This is a genomic window from Bacillus haynesii (assembly GCF_001969855.1).
Classification (GTDB): Bacteria; Bacillota; Bacilli; order Bacillales; family Bacillaceae; genus Bacillus; species Bacillus haynesii.
In genome coordinates this window covers 14,707-30,014 of the sequence record NZ_MRBL01000002.1, presented here as the reverse complement: position 1 = coordinate 30,014, position 15,308 = coordinate 14,707, and the positions used below count along the sequence as shown (strand labels likewise).

Here is a 15,308-nt window from a genome sequence, read left to right as displayed (position 1 = left end):
TGCAAGGTGCCAAGTGAATCACTGTTACATTCACTCTATGCGGAGATGTCCCTTTAGATGCTTTTCTAAGAAAAATGAAATGTACTTTCCTCGAATTGACAAGGATGGAGCAAACCATTCATAATAAAAGCAGAAAAGTTCCGTCCGCATGTGCTCCTGCGGTACGGCTGACCGCATCGGTGCAGATGACAACAAGGGATCAAGGATGAGAGGAGGATTTCAATGAGAACGTTGATCATGATGGGGGTCATCCTCGCGTTTCTCGTATCCATTTTTACTGCCGGATACGAAAGCAAACCCGGGAAATAAAAAGAAAAAGGGACGGCTCACCTTTGAAGCCATCCCTTTTTCCGTAACATAACACTGTTTTATGCTTGTTGATCATCATTTACTTCAGACTTGGGAGATACCCGATAGCTGCTTTTGTATTCAACTTTCTCAATCTTACATCCGGGTCCTATATGCACGCGGTTTCCCCTGACCATCCGGGCCTCCGTGTTTTCCAAATAAATATCGTCTCCTTCAATCGTCCCTGCCGAGAGAAAGCCTCCGTTTCTATTAAATAGGAGCCCGCGTTTTTTGACGATCTTAATATCCGTACCGCCGATATCGCCAATCGAACTGTTTCCGTACTTTAAGCCGATGTCAATCACGCCGGCGTTCAGCAGGCCCTTTACATCAAGGCTGCCCGTCAGTGTAAAATCCTCTGCCTCGCAATCGCCTCTTACGTTCAGCGCGCCTTTGACGTCGCACGTTTCAGCCGCCATATTACCCCCGACATTGATGATGCCTTTTACGGCTGCCTCGCTGATGTCGGCGTCCTCAGAAACATCCGCCGTACCGTATACTCTGGCTTTGTCAGCTTTCAGCCTCCCCCGGATCTCTGTTTCCCCGTGTACACTAAAGCTTTTGATTTTCGCATCGCCTGACAGTTCGCTTGTACCGTGTGTGCTGAATTTTTCACACTCAACGTTTCCCGTGATCGTTCCTTCACCTCTGATGAGAACACGATGGAATGATCCGCCTCCGGCGTTTCCGGACCCGTGTATTTTCAAGTCGTGTTTCTTCATGTCCTATCCCTCCGCTATATTTTCCTTTTCTCTCCGACTTTTGCCGTTTCCGCCACCCGGATATCTTCCTTATACTCAATCAGGCCGATGTCGCAATTTTCGCCGATGATAACCGAATTGCCGCGGACAACTTTTGCGGTCGTATTGGCGAGTTCGATTTGATCCCCTTCAATCAGCTCGGCAGACAGCCTTGGAGGAGAAATAAGCGGCGTTAAAAACGAGAACAGCTTTGATTGATGTGCAGTACAGACGATCCGCCGGCAGCCGATTTCTTTCACTTTACTTTCGCCGCCGTGAACCTTAATTTCGATTTGCTCCGCATTTAAAAGCCCATCGATTGTAAAATAGCCTTCCGCAGAAAAATGTTCGACTTCACAGTCTTTGCCGATTGACGTTTTTCCGCGAACGATCGCTTCCTCGCCTTTCACAGTTCCGCTAATGCCGGCATAGCCTAAGATTTTAAGCTTTCCTGCTTCGACATCGCCATCCACCTTTGCAGAACCGTCAATTCTAACCTTTGAAGCCGCGATGGCGCCGTTTAGTTTTGCATGGCCGCTGATTCTCAGCTCATCCGCTTTTACGTCTCCGTTTACAGTCCCGGTGCCGCTGCAGCTGAACCTTTCGCAGTCAATATCGCCGTTAATCGTTCCTTTGCCGTTTAATTCAACCGTTTGATACGTGCCTCCGCCTGAACTGCCAAATCCGTTTATCAATAAATTCTCCATCTTAGATCCTCCATTTACATAAATTTTGTTTTTAATTCTTCGCTGCTCGCCGCCAGATTGATGTCAGCGGCTACCTTAACTCCCTTTTCCAACACAATGCTGCCCTCGGTGATCAGACATGTTGCAACGCCGAGCTTCCGAAGCACAATCAGCCTCCCCTTGTTTTCCGCCTCGTTCGACATGATGACATCCAGCACCATTTTTCCTTCATCCAGGCTGATATCGCCGGATTGAAGCAGGCCTTCCAGCACGTAAGCCGCAAGCGCTTCTGTCAGAACAAATGGATCATCGCGCTTTCCGGTGCATTCTTCAAAAAACGTCATGACCGCTTGTGAAACGATGCCTTTTTCAAGCAGCTCCCCGCGGCTCGTGTTTAGTTCGGTCAGACCGGGCGAGAACATTTCCGCCATCTCATCAAGGGACAGGTTTTCTTTCATGCTTTGAATGGTTTCAATTCTTTTCAAAATGTCTTCCCTCGGAAAAAAGGTTTCTTGTCCGGTGAACGTCGACTTCCGGATAAACCACTCTTCCGGTATTAAATTTTTCCGTTTCCATCTGTAAAGCTGCCCGTACGAGATCGAAGTCAAATCGAGCAGCTCTTTTTTTGAAATTAAATCATCCTGAACCATCAAATTCAGCTCCTTTACACACATTGTAACATAACACTGTTACATTAGAAAGCGAAAAAAAAGCCCCTTGTTAAAAAGGGCTCTTTACCTGGTGAAGCTTAAGTCAAATCTCTGTAATTCTGCTGGCGAAGCGCCTCATACACGAGGATTGCTGCAGTGTTTGATAAGTTCAGTGATCTGACATGCTCTGTCATCGGCAGGCGCAGACAGCGATCCATGTTTTGCTCGATCAGCTCTTTCGGCAAGCCGTTCGTCTCTCTGCCGAAGACAAAGAAGTAATCTTCGTTTTGATCTGAATAATCAAATGAAGTGTGCGGTTTTTGACCGAATTTTGTAATGAAGAAAAAACGGCCGTCAGGATGAGCATTAAACAATTCATCCAATGAGTCGTGGTAGACGACATTGACGAATTCCCAATAATCAAGACCTGCCCGCTTGAGCATTTTATCATCAGTTGAAAAGCCGAGCGGTCTGATTAAATGAAGCGTTGTATCTGTTGCTGCACAAGTCCGTGCGATATTTCCTGTGTTTGCAGGAATTTCTGGTTGATATAGTACGACATGCAATGCCAAAGTATTCACCTCTGTTTTTCTGATCCGCTGTTTATTATACCACTCATTACGATTTTGTCGTATCATCTGATATATGAAAAAACGCATATCGAATCGATGAAGTATAAGCAGGCGAATCCTCGTAAGACCAGTACCTCATCCGGCAGTCGTGCGTTTGCGCGTTCACCAGCGGCATATTGCTTTTATCCTTCGCCGTCACAAGGGCCACGTGGTCAAATCTGCCGTCTCCGTTAAAATCATAGCAGATGACATCACCTTCGATCAGCTCTTTCGCAGCCGGCTTTTGAACTGCTCGGAGACCGGCTTTTGATTGCTTCAAAAAGGTTCTGAGCGAATGAGCGACAGTCCAGCTGTAGCTCCAGGAATGGTTTTGCATCCACCAGCCCTTGCCTCTGTTCGGATAGCCGCGCATCGGCGCATCTCCGGCCCTGATGCACTGGGAAATAAAATTAGTGCAATTGTCTTCAAAGTTTTTGTAAGCCGGATTTCGTTTATTCCAGTACGTTTCCGCATAGCGCACCGCGGCCAGCCGGTCATAGCGGAACGCCCTTCCCAGCAATTCGCGCATCTCATCATCGCTTCTTTCAGGCTCAGGATAAGACTGTGCGGCCGGACGCGGGGTCTCGGAGTCTTTGATGACCATTTGATCATACAAAAGGGCGTTTCTGTCTTCCATATGTTCTTCCATATACATATCATCCCCGTCTTTGCACAAGTATGCGGTATGGGTTTGATAGTTCACATGTGACGCGCCGTCTTCATCAAGCCAAAGCTCTTTTACAGCTGCTTTTATATTGGCCTTCACGATCTGCACGCCGCGTTTTTGAAAAAGCCTCCGCTTCCGTTCAATGACTTCAAAACCTCCGGCATCCCGCCAGTTTGTTTCATCATTTCCGTTGATTAAGTAATGAAGTCTGGCTTTCAGGAGCTGCTCGATGATCTGTTTCAAGGGCTACACCACCATATGTTTGTTAATTCATTTCTCATCATTAAACATATGTCAGGACAGCCCTCAATTAGTCGCACTCGTTTCTTTTAAAAGACCGATGCCTTTTTGGATTTCAGCTTTCGCTTCTTCATCCTGCTCGTGCGCGAGCGCGCGCTCCAATTCACCCATCACATCCGCTCCGCCGATCTTTCCGACCGCCCATGCGGCGGTTCCCCTGATGACCGGCCGCGGATCTTTGTGCATCAGCTCAATCAGTTCAGGGAGAGCGTCCGCTTCTTTAAAATGGGCTAGTGCGATAATCGCATTTCTCTGAATCGGCTTTTTGCCTCTCCATGAGCCGGCCACGTGGCCGAATTTTTCTTTAAATTCGCGATTCGACATCGTCAGAAGCGGTTTTAAAAGCGGCTTGGCAATCTCAGGGTCCGGCTCCATTTCAGGATGCAGATGAAAATCGACCCCTTTATTTTTCGGGCATACCATCTGGCACGTATCACAGCCGTAGATCCTGTTCCCGATTTTCGTACGGAACTCGTCAGGCAGAAAACCTTTTGTCTGCGTCTGAAATGCGATGCAGCGCTGGGAGTTAAGCTGCCCGGGGTTGACGAGCGCGCCGGTCGGGCATGCCTCGATACACTTGTTACATGAGCCGCATTGGTCTTCGATTCTCTCATCAGGCTCAAACGGAATATTCGTAATCATTTCCGCCAAGTAAACGTAAGATCCGAATTCAGGCGTAATGATCATGCAGTTCTTTCCGCTCCAGCCGATGCCGGCGCGCTCTGCGACAGCTCTGTCTGAAAGCTCACCGGTGTCAACCATCGATTTCGTTCTGATATCGCTGCGCTGTGCTTTCAAAAATTCCTCAAGCTGATCAAGCTTTTCACGCAGGACATGATGATAATCCTTTCCCCAGGAAGCTCTGCAAAAGATGCCCCTTCGTTCGCCTTTCTTGCTTCTCGGTGCGTCTTTCATTTTTGAAGGGTATGCAAGGGCGATGGCGATAATCGACTTCGCCTTCGGCAAAAGCAGATCCGGGTTCGTCCGTTTTTCAAGATCGGGTTCTTCAAAGCCTGATTCATAGCCAAGGGTCCGGTTCTCAATCAATCGTTCTTTTAATGTTTCAAATGTATCTGCACTGGCGAACCGGATTTTATCAATGCCGATTTGCTGTGCGAATTCGATAACATCCTGTTTCAGTTTTTTCACATCCATCGTGCAGAGCCTCCTTTCTTTGTTTTCGTTTTCGCTCTCTGTATAATAGAGTGTACCATGACACGGGAGTTGAATTTAAATTGGAAGTTCGTTTGCAAATTGCGCCTGCTATTTTAAATCGCATTCCTTCATTTAAGGTTGGCGCTGTGTTATATCAAGGTATTGAGATCACCGGCTCCCCGCAAATGCTCAAAGGCCGGCTCCGCCTTTTTCAGGAATCGCTGTTTTTTGACTATGCCGATCGCAGTCTCGAAGATGAATCAGCCGTAAAAGAATGGCATGATGCCTTCAGGGAGCTGAACCCGTCTTTTTCAGGCCGGGAAAGCGGACTCGAACGGATGTTGGAAGACATCAAAGAGCAGCGCTTTGTCGAGCCGAAAAATTCAGCGGTTGACCTGAGCCGTTTTTTCACTCTCAAATATTTGATTCCGGTTCATATATATGATGCCCGGAAATTGAAGGGTCCGATCAAAATCGAACCAGGAGGCCCGGACGAGATCATCGCGTTCTCCGATGATGCGGGAACATTCGGTACGATCACCGAAAACCTCAGCCTTCATCATGTAGGAACGGAAACAAAAGATGCCTTGCAGCTCGTCTTTTTCAGGCCGTCATTATCTAAAGAAGAAGCCCGCCGGCTGCTCGAGTCTTTGACAAAAATGTTTGCACAAATTCACGGCGGCGAACACATCTCAGCTGTCTTTCCGTAAAAACCTGTTCTTGAAAAGAGCAGGTTTTTACGATGATTTCATACATGAAAAAACGCAATGCTTCGTTTAATCTGAGAAACGAAACACTGCGTTATAAACAGTATGTATGGAGCGGGTGATGGGAATCGAACCCACGACATCAGCTTGGAAGGCTGAGGTTTTACCACTAAACTACACCCGCATATGATCTCTAAAAACAACATCATCGTTTTGACTTTTATTATGTTACACGTTTATTAAAATTTCGTCAAGGGTATATTAAAAATTTGTCGAAAAAAAACGCCGATATAAACATCGGCGGCTTTTTTCCGGACATTGACAGATTACCAGCTGGATTTCTTTACACCTGGAACCTGGCCTTTATATGCTAACTCTCTGAACGCGATCCGCGACATTTTAAACTTTCTCATATATCCTCTCGGCCTTCCGGTCACTTCGCAGCGGTTATGCAGCCTTGATGGCGCCGAGTCTCGCGGAAGCTTGCTCAAAGCTCTGTAATCGCCTTTTTCCTTTAGCTCTTTTCTGAGTTCCGCATATTGTTCAACAAGCTTTTGGCGCTTTTTTTCTTTAGCAATTTTTGATTTCTTGGCCACTCTGAGTATCCTCCTTCATTCCAAAGCGTAATTATTACGATTTAAATTTATCACAACCTGACTGCCGATGCAAATAAAAAAAGCCTGCCTCAAAAAGCAAGCTCTGTTAAGATTCACCCTTTTTTTTCTGATAAATTGATGAAATCGCGGCCGTTACAATAAAAATGCCGATAAACAGCCCGATCATAATGAAGAAAAAGTTTGGCTTCACCTGGAATGAAAAAGCCGATTCGCTCTCCATGACAAACGACAAACTGTTAAACAAGATATCGTTGCTCGTTTGATTTGAAAAAAGGTGATAAAACAAAAGCGCAGCCGCAAGCATCGGAAATGCGAGAAAGCTTGAGAAACTGGCAAAGATTAGTCCCTGCTTGAAAGAGTTTGTATTCATGATGATTTACCTCCAATTCCTCTAATCATCAGCTGTTTCATAATCGACTTTCCATCACCCATAAACGGAAGCAGATACATCATATGCAAAGCATAGGTGGAAAAGAACAGAAGCACCCCGACGGAAACCGCGTTTTCCTGAAGAAAAAAGATCGTAAACAGCACGCCGGCTATACCGAGCACACCTGGAACAAGCGGTCCCAACGCCGTAATCCAAATCGACCTTCTATCATGCAGCGACATGACAGGGCGGACAAATTTGACGGACATCATATCAGCCGCTAAAAACCCCTGCGGCCCGTTCCTGCGGACAGCTTTCCGGTGCGCGATGCCGTGCACCACTTCATGAAGCGCCGTGCCGGTGATCAACCCGAAATAGATGACGGAAAAATAAGCCGCGATGCCGACGATCGATCCATCCGGAACAACGATGTACGCCGCAAGTGACAACATCAAAAAGACGAGCCAGAAAACAATGATTTTCTTAGAAATCACTTGCAGAAACTTTATGTACAACAGCAGAAACGAATCAGAATGGCTTGAAAACCTTTCCTTGTAGCGGATATGATACTGGCTGAAGAATTGATAAAGCAATCCCACAAAAGACGGGCCCTCTCCGTACCTCCAATTGATCAAATAACGGCGGTTGAGCCCTGTCAGCAGTTCGTGCAAATCTTTTAGCAGCACCTCTTCCCTGACGTTAAACACGCCTGTGAGAGCTTCGGCAATCTCCAGCTCGTCTTTTTTCCCGTCGACTTCCTTCAGCATTTGATAAGCAGTCGGATTAATGGGAAAATCAGCATCAAGATCATGATCTGAAATATGCTTCCGGTTCAGTGTCACATGCTCTGGGAAATAGGGAATTTTTTTGATTCCGGCCAGCGATTTCAACATATTAATGATCATAATGGTACCTCCATTTAAACCCTCCGTATAAAAGCAGGATCAGCAGTAATTCAAGGCACGGTATGAAAAACAGCAGCGCTTCGCCCGTGACTTTATCGACCGCATAATTCACGATGAAAAACAGCGGAATCATAAAGATTAGGAGCATTCCGAAAGAGAAGATCCCCATATAAGGGTTGTTTCGGTCAAGCGGAAAAATAATGCCCGCTAAATAGAACATCGCAATCGAGTTTAACAGCACGGCAATCGTCTTTACAAAGACCGCAAAGCTCTCAGGAAAAGTCCACGTCAGCACGGAAAACAAAAAGAGCTGAATGAGGCCGAGCACACAGAGCCCGAGATATTTGGACCATAAAACCGTTGCCGTTTTTAAATGAAGCGCCTTATACATCTGCATCATCCGCAGATCGTTGCCGAACGAATTGAAGGCGATGATCCCTGTCACGCCCCCAAGCACCAAATAGCTCTCCCCGATAAATCCGAACTGAAATTTGTATTTTAAAAAGCATAGAGCCAAAAGCAAAAAAATGAAGTTTAAAATATTTTCTTCATTTCTGGCCTGTGATTTTATTTCTTTCACCGCCAAAGACAGCGGTTTTGACGATGGGATTTTAATAAATGAAAACAGTTTGGATGATTTTTTTTCAGTGAGGATCGGCACAACATTCAGCGACATAAACGAAGCGGTTACTGCGGCTGCCAAGATCAGCACCACCAGTATGATTCCGGCGCCTGCCGCCTGACCGTTCAGCACGAGAAACAGCGGCGCTGCAAAATACGTCAGATTATAATCAAAGGTTGAATAAGCGTTCTGAATCTTCCCCAGATCAAAAGAGGTGAATCCGTAAATAACAGCTAATACGACAAGAACAAACATTGAAAAAAATTTTTGCAGCGGAAAACCGAATTTCAAGATCACCATATACACCAGGTTATAAACAAGGTTGAGAAGCGAAAAGAAAAAAATGATCTGTACAAAAAGCAGGGCAAAAAACGTAAAGGAAAACCAAAAGCCTACACCGCTGGCGACAAAATTCGGAATCAGCAGAATAGACATGATAAACAGGACAAGGAATGAAACCGCACCGGCAAACGGAATAAAATATCCGAGACTCCTCTCGAAAGCCGTCAGCGGGAACCAGCTTAGCTGCATAGAGAAGCTGTTCTGTTCCGGCGTCCTTACTTTAAATAAAATGAAGAAAACAAACGTAAAAATCGAGACGTTCATGAACATTGAAATCACGAACAACCCGAGAGAGCGAATTTCTCCATTCAGAAAAGCGCTTAAAAACATCCCCGTAAAGCTGTAGCCAATGATGCTTCCCATCGCAACCGCCAAAATTAAAAAAAGGGCGGCGATCATTTTTTTGGTGCCGGTATTTAAGAGCTTGCCCATTTCCTTCTGCCACATTTTCAGCATCATTTTAGAAATTTCGAATGATTTGATCAAAATGAGCACCCCTATCACTCAGCATCGAAGCTTTCAAGAACACTTCTTCAAGCGAATTACAGCTGTATTTAACCTTTAATTCTTTGACTTTTCCTTCATCCATTTTGACGCCTTTGGAAATAATCGCAATCTTATCGCACAATTCTTCCGCAGAAAGCATGTCATGGGTGGCCAGCAGTATCGACCCTTGCGTGGCCGTATAGCGCTTCATCAGCTTTTTCGTATTGATGACCGCTTCAATATCGAGCCCGCGAAACGGCTCATCCATAATGACAAATTCGCTCTCCAGCATAAAAGCGGCGATCAGCTGCGTCTTTTTTTTCATTCCGTGTGAGTACGTTTCAATCGGCTCCTGTAAAGCCTCTTTCATATCGAAAAGCTCGATTAATTGTTTCCGTTTTTCATTTGATGTACAATGATACATAGAGGATACAAAATCCAAATACTCTGCGGCTGAAAGGGCGTCCGGCAAAAGGAGTTCATCGGGAACGTAGGCGAATTTCTGCTTAAATTCCGCCGTCGTGTTCTGCAGGTCATCCAACAGAATGGTTCCTTCAGTAGGTGTAATGATTCCTAAAATGGAATTAATGATCGTCGTCTTCCCTGAACCGTTCGGACCCGCAATCGCGACGATCTGGTTTTTTTCGATTTTTATATGAAACCCGCTAACGGCAGTCACATTGTTTTTATATGTTTTAGACAGATGATCTATTATAAACATAATGCCTCCAGGGTATGATTAATGTCAGGAAGAGCCTAACCGCCCCCCACAGACGGTTAAGCCTCATTAAATATGTCTCTTGTTGTGAACAGATACTTAAGTATGGCTATTTCCTACATTCGATGCTGACCTGCAAACCGCTGGCCCATTTGACGGATCCCGTGAAGCTGCCGTTTCCGTTCACCACACACCATACAGCGGCGCCAAGAACAACAGTTGCTCCAAGTGCCAAAAGCACTGCAACAAACACCAAGAACCAAGCCTGATCTTCGATCGACGGATTGACAGAATAGTCAACCTGAGGTGCTGCGTATGTCATTTTTCCCCCTCCTTTCTATCAAGTAACCAAAGAGTAACACATCCAAATTCATACTGAAATCTATGAAATTTCCTATTTCATAAACACTACGTTCCAACTATTTATTTAAGGATCTTTCGGTTTTTCAATCTAATGGCCTACGCTTTTCGGCTTGGAAGAGAAGATGAAAGCCCCGTTTCCACTCTATGATGTCTTTATAATCTTTTTGTCTTATTTCTCCTCCTTCTTTCTCTCTCATTTTTTCTTCTTATAAATCTCGTGTCTTTCAAGGATATTAAGAAAAAAGAACCGGCTAATAAGACCCTCCTTCTTCTGAAATCCGAACCCCAAAATACCTTCAAAGTCCCATTTTTCAAAAAGTGAGATAATTCTATTTTCTCTATTCCATTTCTGTTAATTTTATGTATAAATTTAAATGTTACAGTTAAAAACCTGCCGATCCTAGATCAAAAGATGTTGATTATATTGTAAAATCAAGTTAACATTATGTCAAACCCATTTAACAATATGTCAAATATACTATATAAACGAAGAATTGCAGGTGGTAGGATGAACAACAGAGTTAGAGAATTGAGAGCAAGATACGGGTATTCACAGGAAACCCTTGCAAAGGCGATCGGGGTTACAAGGCAGACAGTTGCAGCCATTGAAAAAGGCAATTACATCCCGTCGCTTCTTTTGGCTTTGAAAATTTGCGAGGAATTTCAATTAAAGATGGAAGACGTATTTTGGTTAGAGGGAGGCAAACACGAATGAATATGATAACACGGACTTTCTTTCACATCCTTCTGTTCGGACTCGCATGCTGGACGTTTATAACCTTTTTTCACACATCGGAACAAATCGCCAAAAGCCTGAAACCAAACGCTTCAGAGCTCCATTTTGTTTTTAATCTGATTCCCATCCTTCTCTTTGGGCTCGTCCTTTCGATTTACACATACTTGGAGAAAAAAAGCGGTTCACGCAAGCAGCGCTTTATGCTCGTCCCTGACGAATTTAAAGAACAGGATGAAAGAGAACAGATGATTACCGCAAAAGCATGCAGAACATCTTATATCGTGCTGTATGTGGCGATGCCAGTCGCAGCGCTTTTATTGATCTTTTATCCGTTTTTCCAAGTCAGGATCCCGTATTTTCCGATCATCGTCATCTTTGTGCTGATCATTATTCAGCATCTTTCGTATATGTTTTCATTTTATAAAAACAGATAAAAAACTCCAGAATGTCTGGAGTTTTTTATTTAAATCGTTTTTTCCTTTTGCCTCGACGGAAAATGATCATTTCCGATGACTTCGCCTGACGCTTTTCTTTGAAGTTTTGTAGGAAACGGAAGGAGCGGAAAGACCTTTTCGGCAAAATGGTACGCTTCTTCAAGATGAGGATAACCTGAGAAGATAAAGGATTCGATGCCGAGGTCGGCGTATTCTTTTATCCGGCTGGCCACCGTTTCCGGATCACCGACGAGCGCTGTCCCCGCTCCGCCTCTGACTAGTCCGATGCCCGCCCAAAGATTCGGGCTGATCTCGAGGTTGCTTCTGTTTCCCTGATGAAGCTGAACCATCCTCTTTTGCCCTGATGAATCCGTCCGTTTCAGCGCGTTTTGGGCTGCGGCAATCGTCTCATCATCCAAGTGGCTGATCAGTCTATTTGCCGCCTGCCACGCCTCTTTTTCCGTTTCCCTGACGATGACGTGCAGCCTGATTCCAAAATGGACGGTTCTCCCTTCTTTTTCAGCCTGCTTTTTGACAGATTGGATTTTTTCTTTGACGAGATGGGGCGGCTCTCCCCATGTCAAATAGACATCTGCGTGTTTGGCGGCGGTCTCCTGCCCGGCCTTTGACGAGCCGCCAAAATAAATTGGCGGATGAGGCTGTTGGGCGGGCGGGAAAAGCAAGCGGCCGTTTTCGGTCTTCAAGTGTTTCCCTGAATAGGTGACAGTCTCGCCCTTTAAAAGCGACCGCCATATGTCGAGAAACTCATTTGTCGCTTCATACCGTTCATCATGGCTGACAAACAGGCCGTCTCCGGCTAATTCATACGGATCACCGCCGGCGACCACATTGATGAGGAGCCTGCCCTCTGCAAGCCGGTCGAATGTCGAAGCCATCCGCGCCGCAACCGACGGCTGCATCAAACCGGGTCTTACAGCGACTAAAAACTTCAGATTTTTCGTAACTGACGCCAGAGCGGCGGCGGTAATCCACGGGTCTTCGCACGATCTTCCCGTCGGAAGAAGAACCCCTGTATACCCAAGCCTGTCAGCCGCCTGCGCTACCTGCTGAAAATAGGTGTGATCTGCAGCTCTTCCTCCCGTGTTTGTACCGAGATAACGTCCGTCGCCATGAGTAGGAATAAACCATAAAATGTCCAAAAAGATCTCCCCTTTACTTCTTGTTTCCTTGATAGCTGTTTCTCCAGCCAAGGCACTTTTTTTCCAGAATTCTGACGAATGAATCCGTCAGCTTGCCGACGGCTGCAAAAATCAAAATCCCGACAAACACCTTATCGGTTTGCGAAAACTGTCTGGCATCCATAATCATATAGCCGACTCCAGCGCTTGATCCCATCAGCTCGGCAACAACAAGGCCCAGCCACGATACGCCAAGCGACAGGCGGATTCCTAAGAGGATGTTCGGGAGCGATGCAGGAAGAATGAGCTTTGTCACCTGCTTCAGCCAATGGAACTCCAATACTCTCGCCACATCGAACAGTTTCGAATCGACACCCCTGATCCCTGAAAATGTGTTGATATATACCGGGAAGAAGGCGCCAAGAGCGATCAAGAGCACCTTTGACAGCTCATCGAAACCGAACCATAAGATAAACAGCGGCGTGACGGCGAGATGCGGAACGGTTCTCAGCATTTGCAGAGAAGGATCGAGATAATCCTCGGCGATTTTTGAAAACCCGATCACAAGCCCCAGCAGGAGCCCGAGTCCGGCCCCCAGGAAAAAGCCGAGCGCAGCGCGCTGAATGCTGATGCCTAAATGAGTGAAAAGCTCTCCTGATACGATAAGATCCCGACATGTAAGCAATATATCTAAAGGAGCCGGAAGCACGGTTTTTGATATGAGTTCAAATGATCCGACAAGCTGCCATAATAAAATCAACATGACGGGTAATACAATTCCCTTCCCCCATGCCAACTGAAAAGCGGCCGGTCTCAGTTTTGCGCCTGTTTTCGGCTGGATCGAGGGGGTGCTTGATGAAACAGCCCTCATTTATCATCTCCCCCTTTCAGCGCTTTTTTTATAAATGAATTATCGACCACTTCTTTTACATCAATCTCTTTATTAATCGCTTTTAATTTGTATTGAAAATCGGCGGTCTCCTGCTGCGTTCGAATGATGCGGTCTGTGATCGGCTCATTTAACGGTTCGGTGTTATTCAGCACGTTTTCAACGACCTCTTTGTCGAGGTTTTTAATTTTTGCATACGCTTCAACCGCTTCTTTCTTATGGGTTTTCTGCCATTTCACGGCCTTGTCATACACCTTCAGAAAACGGATCACCTCATCCGGATACTGTTCAGCGAATTGGCTTCGTACAAGCGTAAAACCCGGGGAATACTTATCGATTTGTTCCCCGTCAACCAATATTGCCGCGTCACCTTTGATCGTTTTAAGGGACAAAAACGGCTCCCAAATCGACCATGCATCAATCGCGCCGCTGTCAAATGCCGGCATGGCTTCGTCAGGCTGAAGCTGAATGATGTTGACGTCTGAAGGCTTCAGACCCGCTTTGTCGATCACTTTATACAGAAAATCGAACCCGCTGCTGCCCTTAGCCACCGCCACCTTCTTTCCTTTCAAATCTTTTATGTCATCGATGCCGCTCCCTTTTTTCACAAGAATACCGTTCGCCTTTAAACCGTCTTGCGAAAGGCCGATTTCTTTAAAATCAATGCCAGCCGCCTGCCCTGCGATCACCGGTGAATTTCCGACCTGCGAAAAATCGAGTTTGTCTGCGGCAAGACCTTCAAACTGCGGCGGACCGCTTTGAAACTCTGTCCATTTCACTTGAATCCCTTCTTTTGCGAACTCTTTTTCAAACCAGCCTTTTTCTTTCGCAAGGAGCAACGGGCTTAAGCTTTGCTGCACTCCGATGTTGATCTCTTTTAAATCTCCGCCCCCTTTGCTTGATTGGGCTGCTGAACAGCCCGCAAGAAGCATCAGGCAAACCAGCACATACAACGGCCATTTTTTCACGTTTTTTCGCTCCTTTCCGCTCAAATCCCTGAACCTTCCTGAAAGCTGAATGTTTCCGTTGTCTCGAATTCTTTCAGCACTTTTTGTCTGATTGATTGAAAAACGGGCGATGTTCTGCTGCGCGGAAATGGCAGATCGACCGGAATCAGCTTGTGGATTCTCCCCGGTTTTGCGGTAAGAATCGCGATCCGGTTGGCTAAATATACCGATTCGTCAATATCGTGCGTCACGAGGATCATCGTCATCTTCTTTTCTTTCCAAATGTCTGTCAGTACATCCTGCAGATGCTTTCTCGTAAAGGCGTCCAAGGCGCCGAAGGGTTCATCAAGCAGCAAAATCTCAGGCTCCCTGAGCAAAGCCCTGGCAATCGCGACCCGCTGCGACATTCCGCCGGACAGCTCGCGCGGGTACTGTTTCTCCGCACCTTTCAGCCGTACCGTTTCAATCAATTCATCGACTTTTTTTCGCACCGCTGGTTCTTTCAGACTTAAATCTGCGGCAATATTTTGCTCAACCGTCATCCACGGAAAAAGCCGATGCTCCTGAAAGATGAAGCCTTGCTGAATCCCCGGGCCCTTGATTTCTCTTCCGTTCATGCTGATTCGCCCTTCATAATCCCCGTCAAGACCGGCAGCGATTTTTAAGAGCGTACTTTTCCCGCACCCGCTTGGACCGATGACAGTCAGAAATTCACCGTTTTCGACCGTAAGCTTCACGTCTTGAAGCACGCTTGTTTTAAAGCTGCCTTTTCCAAATGCTTTTTCATTCACACGGATTGATAAAGACATCTTGTTCCCCTTTCTTTTCTAAACTGAAAATAAAAAGCTCTTATCCCAGTTGAGATAAGAGCCTTCG

Annotated in this window: 19 protein-coding genes and 1 tRNA gene; 3 read left to right on the top strand and 17 right to left on the bottom strand. The window is 45.9% G+C overall.

Going from position 1 to position 15,308, the window contains the following annotated elements:
• Positions 1-368: 368 nt before the first annotated feature.
• The 6 genes from BTA31_RS01800 to queG form a co-directional block, all read right to left on the bottom strand.
• Positions 369-1,070: a hypothetical protein gene (locus BTA31_RS01800; RefSeq protein WP_076788619.1), complete on the bottom strand. Its 702-nt coding sequence runs from the start codon at positions 1,068-1,070 to the stop codon at positions 369-371.
• A 14-nt stretch (positions 1,071-1,084) separates the two neighbouring features.
• Positions 1,085-1,795, bottom strand: a complete 711-nt coding sequence (locus tag BTA31_RS01795) for a polymer-forming cytoskeletal protein (RefSeq protein ID WP_043927264.1) — start codon at positions 1,793-1,795, stop codon at positions 1,085-1,087.
• Between the two features lie 14 nt (positions 1,796-1,809).
• Positions 1,810-2,424, bottom strand: coding sequence for a YhbD family protein (locus BTA31_RS01790; protein WP_076788617.1), 615 nt, complete (start codon positions 2,422-2,424; stop codon positions 1,810-1,812).
• Between the two features lie 98 nt (positions 2,425-2,522).
• Positions 2,523-3,005, bottom strand: coding sequence for a tRNA (uridine(34)/cytosine(34)/5-carboxymethylaminomethyluridine(34)-2'-O)-methyltransferase TrmL (gene trmL / locus BTA31_RS01785; RefSeq protein ID WP_094777396.1), 483 nt, complete (start codon positions 3,003-3,005; stop codon positions 2,523-2,525).
• 37 nt (positions 3,006-3,042) lie between these two features.
• Positions 3,043-3,945 (bottom strand): amidase domain-containing protein, encoded by a 903-nt coding sequence (locus tag BTA31_RS01780; RefSeq protein WP_076788615.1) that lies wholly within the window; start codon positions 3,943-3,945, stop codon positions 3,043-3,045.
• 63 nt (positions 3,946-4,008) lie between these two features.
• Entirely contained in the window at positions 4,009-5,157 is a 1,149-nt protein-coding gene (gene queG, locus BTA31_RS01775; RefSeq protein WP_076788612.1) for a tRNA epoxyqueuosine(34) reductase QueG, read from the bottom strand.
• A gap of 80 nt (positions 5,158-5,237) precedes the next feature.
• Between queG and BTA31_RS01770 the strand changes: the two genes are divergently transcribed.
• Entirely contained in the window at positions 5,238-5,867 is a 630-nt protein-coding gene (locus tag BTA31_RS01770; RefSeq protein ID WP_076788610.1) for a hypothetical protein, read from the top strand.
• Between the two features lie 107 nt (positions 5,868-5,974).
• Here the strand turns inward: BTA31_RS01770 and BTA31_RS01765 are convergent.
• The 7 genes from BTA31_RS01765 to BTA31_RS01735 form a co-directional block, all read right to left on the bottom strand.
• Positions 5,975-6,048, bottom strand: a tRNA-Gly gene (locus tag BTA31_RS01765).
• Between the two features lie 142 nt (positions 6,049-6,190).
• The gene (rpsN, locus tag BTA31_RS01760; protein ID WP_023856470.1) at positions 6,191-6,460 is read right to left on the bottom strand and encodes a 30S ribosomal protein S14; all 270 of its coding nucleotides are present in this window, start codon (positions 6,458-6,460) and stop codon (positions 6,191-6,193) included.
• 106 nt (positions 6,461-6,566) lie between these two features.
• Positions 6,567-6,851, bottom strand: coding sequence for a hypothetical protein (locus tag BTA31_RS01755; protein ID WP_043927270.1), 285 nt, complete (start codon positions 6,849-6,851; stop codon positions 6,567-6,569).
• Positions 6,848-7,756, bottom strand: coding sequence for a PqqD family protein (locus BTA31_RS01750; protein ID WP_076788607.1), 909 nt, complete (start codon positions 7,754-7,756; stop codon positions 6,848-6,850). The genes BTA31_RS01755 and BTA31_RS01750 overlap by 4 nt, the downstream gene beginning before the upstream one ends.
• Complete coding sequence (locus tag BTA31_RS01745) at positions 7,746-9,215, bottom strand: hypothetical protein (RefSeq protein WP_083698253.1); 1,470 nt, start codon at positions 9,213-9,215, stop codon at positions 7,746-7,748. The genes BTA31_RS01750 and BTA31_RS01745 overlap by 11 nt, the downstream gene beginning before the upstream one ends.
• The gene (locus BTA31_RS01740; RefSeq protein ID WP_076788605.1) at positions 9,181-9,927 is read right to left on the bottom strand and encodes an ABC transporter ATP-binding protein; all 747 of its coding nucleotides are present in this window, start codon (positions 9,925-9,927) and stop codon (positions 9,181-9,183) included. Before BTA31_RS01740 ends, BTA31_RS01745 begins: the two co-directional genes overlap by 35 nt.
• A gap of 106 nt (positions 9,928-10,033) precedes the next feature.
• The gene (locus BTA31_RS01735; protein ID WP_043927274.1) at positions 10,034-10,246 is read right to left on the bottom strand and encodes a hypothetical protein; all 213 of its coding nucleotides are present in this window, start codon (positions 10,244-10,246) and stop codon (positions 10,034-10,036) included.
• Between the two features lie 549 nt (positions 10,247-10,795).
• Between BTA31_RS01735 and BTA31_RS01730 the strand changes: the two genes are divergently transcribed.
• Positions 10,796-11,002 (top strand): helix-turn-helix transcriptional regulator, encoded by a 207-nt coding sequence (locus BTA31_RS01730; RefSeq protein ID WP_043927275.1) that lies wholly within the window; start codon positions 10,796-10,798, stop codon positions 11,000-11,002.
• Positions 10,999-11,457, top strand: a complete 459-nt coding sequence (locus BTA31_RS01725; protein WP_076788603.1) for a hypothetical protein — start codon at positions 10,999-11,001, stop codon at positions 11,455-11,457. The genes BTA31_RS01730 and BTA31_RS01725 overlap by 4 nt, the downstream gene beginning before the upstream one ends.
• A 29-nt stretch (positions 11,458-11,486) precedes the next feature.
• Here the strand turns inward: BTA31_RS01725 and ssuD are convergent, their stop codons facing one another.
• From ssuD to BTA31_RS01705, 4 genes are read right to left on the bottom strand one after another with little or no spacing between them, the layout of a single operon-like run.
• Positions 11,487-12,617 (bottom strand): FMNH2-dependent alkanesulfonate monooxygenase, encoded by a 1,131-nt coding sequence (ssuD, locus tag BTA31_RS01720; protein WP_043927277.1) that lies wholly within the window; start codon positions 12,615-12,617, stop codon positions 11,487-11,489.
• A 13-nt stretch (positions 12,618-12,630) separates the two neighbouring features.
• Positions 12,631-13,467 carry an ABC transporter permease gene (locus BTA31_RS01715; RefSeq protein WP_043927279.1) on the bottom strand — a complete coding sequence of 279 codons (837 nt, stop codon included), beginning with the start codon at positions 13,465-13,467 and terminating at the stop codon, positions 12,631-12,633.
• Positions 13,464-14,417 (bottom strand): aliphatic sulfonate ABC transporter substrate-binding protein, encoded by a 954-nt coding sequence (locus BTA31_RS01710; protein ID WP_193427200.1) that lies wholly within the window; start codon positions 14,415-14,417, stop codon positions 13,464-13,466. The genes BTA31_RS01715 and BTA31_RS01710 overlap by 4 nt, the downstream gene beginning before the upstream one ends.
• A gap of 56 nt (positions 14,418-14,473) precedes the next feature.
• Complete coding sequence (locus BTA31_RS01705; protein ID WP_043927280.1) at positions 14,474-15,241, bottom strand: ABC transporter ATP-binding protein; 768 nt, start codon at positions 15,239-15,241, stop codon at positions 14,474-14,476.
• Between the last annotated feature and the right edge of the window lie 67 nt (positions 15,242-15,308).

Excerpts from the sequence above, each read along its gene's own strand:
- BTA31_RS01715 (WP_043927279.1), bottom strand. The coding sequence starts at position 13,467 with ATGAGGGCTGTTTCATCAAGCACCCCCTCGATCCAGCCGAAAACAGGC.
- BTA31_RS01800 (WP_076788619.1), bottom strand. The coding sequence starts at position 1,070 with ATGAAGAAACACGACTTGAAAATACACGGGTCCGGAAACGCCGGAGGC.
- BTA31_RS01750 (WP_076788607.1), bottom strand. The coding sequence starts at position 7,756 with ATGATCATTAATATGTTGAAATCGCTGGCCGGAATCAAAAAAATTCCC.
- BTA31_RS01735 (WP_043927274.1), bottom strand. The coding sequence starts at position 10,246 with ATGACATACGCAGCACCTCAGGTTGACTATTCTGTCAATCCGTCGATC.
- BTA31_RS01710 (WP_193427200.1), bottom strand. The coding sequence starts at position 14,417 with ATGCTTCTTGCGGGCTGTTCAGCAGCCCAATCAAGCAAAGGGGGCGGA.
- BTA31_RS01740 (WP_076788605.1), bottom strand. The coding sequence starts at position 9,927 with ATGTTTATAATAGATCATCTGTCTAAAACATATAAAAACAATGTGACT.
- BTA31_RS01730 (WP_043927275.1), top strand. The coding sequence starts at position 10,796 with ATGAACAACAGAGTTAGAGAATTGAGAGCAAGATACGGGTATTCACAG.
- BTA31_RS01790 (WP_076788617.1), bottom strand. The coding sequence starts at position 2,424 with ATGGTTCAGGATGATTTAATTTCAAAAAAAGAGCTGCTCGATTTGACT.
- BTA31_RS01795 (WP_043927264.1), bottom strand. The coding sequence starts at position 1,795 with ATGGAGAATTTATTGATAAACGGATTTGGCAGTTCAGGCGGAGGCACG.
- queG (WP_076788612.1), bottom strand. The coding sequence starts at position 5,157 with ATGGATGTGAAAAAACTGAAACAGGATGTTATCGAATTCGCACAGCAA.
- BTA31_RS01705 (WP_043927280.1), bottom strand. The coding sequence starts at position 15,241 with ATGTCTTTATCAATCCGTGTGAATGAAAAAGCATTTGGAAAAGGCAGC.
- BTA31_RS01755 (WP_043927270.1), bottom strand. The coding sequence starts at position 6,851 with ATGAATACAAACTCTTTCAAGCAGGGACTAATCTTTGCCAGTTTCTCA.
- BTA31_RS01725 (WP_076788603.1), top strand. The coding sequence starts at position 10,999 with ATGAATATGATAACACGGACTTTCTTTCACATCCTTCTGTTCGGACTC.